At 34.2% G+C, this 4,066-nt stretch carries 4 protein-coding genes; all 4 read left to right on the forward strand.

Annotation, left to right across the window (positions count from 1 at the left end):
* Positions 1-682: HlyD family secretion protein (locus tag A9G37_RS04640; RefSeq protein ID WP_065574769.1), on the forward strand; the 682-nt coding region annotated here is incomplete at its 5' end.
* Between the two features lie 42 nt (positions 683-724).
* Entirely contained in the window at positions 725-1,885 is a 1,161-nt protein-coding gene (locus A9G37_RS04645; RefSeq protein ID WP_065574770.1) for an ABC transporter permease, read from the forward strand.
* On the forward strand, positions 1,882-3,075 hold the full coding sequence (locus A9G37_RS04650) for an ABC transporter permease (protein ID WP_065574771.1): 1,194 nt from the start codon (positions 1,882-1,884) through the stop codon (positions 3,073-3,075). The genes A9G37_RS04645 and A9G37_RS04650 overlap by 4 nt, the downstream gene beginning before the upstream one ends.
* 241 nt (positions 3,076-3,316) lie before the next feature.
* The coding region (locus A9G37_RS04655) for an IS3 family transposase (protein ID WP_176701861.1) at positions 3,317-4,066 on the forward strand (750 nt) is incomplete at its 3' end.

Raw genomic sequence — 4,066 nt, forward strand, 5'->3', positions numbered from 1 at the left:
TAGCACTAGACCAGAAACAATTGATGTGCAAAAAGCGCAGTTAGATAAAGCTAAATCAGATGTAAATTTAGCTCAAACTAGCTATGAAAGAATTAATCGTTTAGCTAAAAATGGCACTGTTTCAAAGCAAAGCTATGATGAATCCTTTAATCAATATCAAGCGGCCATTAAAGCTTATGAAGCCGCTAAAGCTAACTTATCACTAGCCGAAAACGGTAGTAGTGTAGAACAGAAAAAATTAGCCGATGTGCAAGTTGAACAATCAGAAGCAGCATTGGCACAAGTAAAAGCTGATGTTAATGAATTAACTTTAGTTTCTCCAATTAACGGTCAAATTACGACTCGAGTCGCTGAAACAGGGCAATTATACAGTCCAGGTACTCCGCTTTATTCTATTATTGATTTAAATGATATTTGGTTTACTTTTAATATACGTGAAGATTTGCTGGGAAACCTTAAAGTTGGTGATACGTTTCAAGTAAGAGTACCGGCATTAAATAATCAGATTATAGATGTTAAAGTCACTGTATTAAATGCTTTAGGTCAATATGCGAATTGGCAGGCGACTAAAGCAACGGGTGATTTTGACTTAAAGACTTTTGAAATGCGTGCTAAACCAATTAATAAAGTGTCAGGTCTCCGCCCAGGAATGAGTGTTACTACAAAGTGGCAATCTCGCTAGCTTGCATAATATCGAGATTTTACACAAAAAGGAACGATATTAATGTATCACCGGCTATTTCAAGTAATTGGATGGGAACTTCGTAAATTAATTAAACAACGTATTTTGTGTTTATTAGTTTTCATCTATCCTTTATTATTTATTTTTTTATTTGTCTATATGTACCATGCCGGTGTTATTACTCAGGTACCTATTGCTGTTGTTGATCAAGATACAACCAAATCATCTCGCTTATTAATTCAACAAGTTGCTGCTTCACCTCAGCTACAGGTAGCTGAACGTTATCAAGATCTTACCTCAGCTAAACATGCGTTGATTAAAGGTGATGTTTATGCTGTGCTTTTCATTCAGCATGAGTTTGAAAAAGATCTTATAGCTGGTCATCAGCCAGAAGTTGTCGCTTTTTATAATAATCAGTATATGTCAGCTGGAACGATTATTTTTCGGGCGATGAGTTCCGCATTGAAAACAGCAAATAGTCAAATAGTATTGCAAGGATTATTAGAAAAAGGAATTGCATCGCCAGTTGCACAAAGCCAAATGCAAACTATACCGACAAGTTTACATCCCTTATATAATCCAACTTTAAATTATTTATATACGTTAATTAGTGGTTTAATTCCTACTATATTACAAATCATTATTATGATGGCCATGGTTACTAGTATTACTCGTGATCGTTTTACTGGAACGGGGTATCAGCAAATATTACAATTAGCTAATCATAATATTTTTATCTTTTTATTAGGACGCATTATTCCTTATTTTATCTATTTTTTATTTTGCTTGATTCTATTTGATACCGTTTTAATTGCTAATTTTAATTTACCCTTAAATGGACATTTAATATTGCTTATACTTGGTGATATAGGCTTTATTTTGACTTCATGTTTGTATGGCATTTTCTTTGGTTTAACGGGATCAACACTAGCACAAGCTTATGGCACTGCAAGCTTAGTAGCATCACCAGCGTTTGGATTTACTGGGCTTATTTTCCCTCGGATTGCAATGAATACCTTTGCTTATATTTGGAGTGCTTTATTACCTGTAACATGGTATATACAAATTCGTCTTGATCAAACATTAAGATCGCCAAATATAGTAACTTCCTTACAACCGTTTGTTTATTTAGTGATCCAATTAAGTGTTATGGTTATTCTTGTTTATCTTTTTTTACGAAAGATCCGTAGGCGGTTGATATGATTAAATCTTTACTATTAATTTCCTATGATGAATTGAAACGAATTTTCCAAACCAAAGCGATAGTTAGCGTTATGTTTGTGGGAATATTTATCTATTTCATCTTTTACCCACAACCTTATTTACATGAAGCAATCCGAGATGTTCCTATTGCTGTTATTGACCAAGATAATACCAATTACAGTCGAGATCTAGTAAGACAACTTGATGCTAATAAGTCCATCAATATAGACTTACATATTGCAGACTTAGAAACGGCTAAAAAACTTATCGAAGAACGTAAAATATATGGAGTTGTACTCATACCTTACCGTTTTCAAAAGAATATATTAGAAGGAAAAACTAGCCCAGTGTCATATTATGGCGATGCGAGCTATATTTTAATTTATAGTAATGTTGCTACCGCCATTAATACCGTTGCCAGTAATTTTGGCGCTAAAATTTCAATTTCACGCAAAATAGCGCAAGGTGTCGATCCTGCAGTAGCAAATAATAATGTTTCTCCTTTTAATAGCCAGTTAATTAGTTTATTTAATCCTCAATCAGGATATGCAACCTATATTATTCCAGCCGCTTTTATTTTGATCTTAAATCAGACATTATTTATCGGTAGTATTTTATGCCGTCTATTTAGTAAAAATTCTGATTTTGAAATAGCCTTTGTTAATAAACAAAATCACACGGTTTCATCGGCATTATTACTACTTTCTGGCAAATTATTGACTTATTTAATACTGTATATAATCTATTTTATTATTTACACCGTATTTGCTAACTATTGGTATGACTTACCCCGCTTAAGTCATCTTTTTGTTTCCTTGTGGTTTATCATCCCTTTTATTTTTTCTACGGCATTATTGGGTAAGGTTTTTTCACATTTCGTCCATACCGTCAGTGATGTATTCTGCGTAATAATACCAACAAGTATGCTGATATTTTTTGTAACAGGGCTATCTTGGCCAAGAGAATTAATGCCATCGCTATTTCATATTATAGGGTATATATTCCCGGCTGTGCCAGCTATAGTTGGGTCAGTAAAAATAAATCAAATGGGAGCAAATTTTTCCGAATTTAGTCAGCAGTATTGGCATTTGTGGCTATTAACAATTATCTATTTTTGTATGGCTTTTATTTTAGAAAAGCGTTACCTTCAAAAGGTAATAGTTGCACATCATGTTAAAGAAGAAAACTAACCTCTTTGTTGCTCACTTTTAATCTATAAATGCTAATTTGTAGGATTTACTAGCATTGTTTACAGTCATTTGAGGAAATACTGTAATGAATATGCATAAAAAACAAAACTACCGGCTCATTCATCGCAAAAGATAATCGTCGAACTGAAGATAACGAACTTATCGCGCTACGCAAAGAGAATAAACGCTTGTTAATGGAGAATGATATCCTAAAGCAAGCGACGTTGATAATGGGAAGAAAATCGAGTTAATTTTACATAATAAGCATCGATACAGCTTACGTGCATTATGTCGATGTTTAAATGTAACCCGAAATCGTTTCTATTATCAACGGCAATTAACGCAGCAATCACAAGATATATCACTGAGTGAAATAGTGGGTGAAATTTTTAATACTAATTATCGTGCTTATGGTACAAGGCGTCTGCAAGCAGAGCTGAGAAAGCAAGGCATAACCGTATCTCGACGCCGAATAGGTCGAATCATGGCGAAAAATGGCTGGGTTTCGAAATACACCTGTAAAAAATATTGTATTCATACAGAAAAAAGCAATGAATCGCCGGTGGGGAATGAACTGAATCGAGAATTTAATATAGGTCAACCACGAAAGATATTGGTGACCGATTTAACCTATGTAAGGGTTAAACAACGTTGGCACTACCTTTGTGTAATTGTTGATATCAGTAATCGAGAAATAGTGGGGCGAAGTGCTGGCAGGCATAAAACAGCGGCACTGGTCATGCAAGCTATGAGTCAAATTCCAATGAACTTACAGACGATTGAGTTGTTTCATTCTGACAGAGGAAAAGAGTTTGATAATCATTTGATTGATGAATGTTTAACAGCATTTGGAATTAAACGGTCCTTAAGTCGCAAAGGCTGCCCCTATGATAACGCAATTGCAGAAAGCACATTCAAAGCAGTGAAAACAGAATTTGTGTCAAATACTATTTTTGATTCACTGGCGCAACTTAAATTGGAATTTAATCAC

It is taken from the genome of Gilliamella sp. GillExp13, assembly GCF_001690815.1.
GTDB classification, from domain to species: Bacteria; Pseudomonadota; Gammaproteobacteria; order Enterobacterales; family Orbaceae; genus Gilliamella; species Gilliamella bombi.

Bases quoted from the DNA above. Each gene is read 5' to 3' on its own strand.
- A9G37_RS04645 (WP_065574770.1), top strand. From the start codon at position 725: ATGTATCACCGGCTATTTCAAGTAATTGGATGGGAACTTCGTAAATTA.
- A9G37_RS04650 (WP_065574771.1), top strand. From the start codon at position 1,882: ATGATTAAATCTTTACTATTAATTTCCTATGATGAATTGAAACGAATT.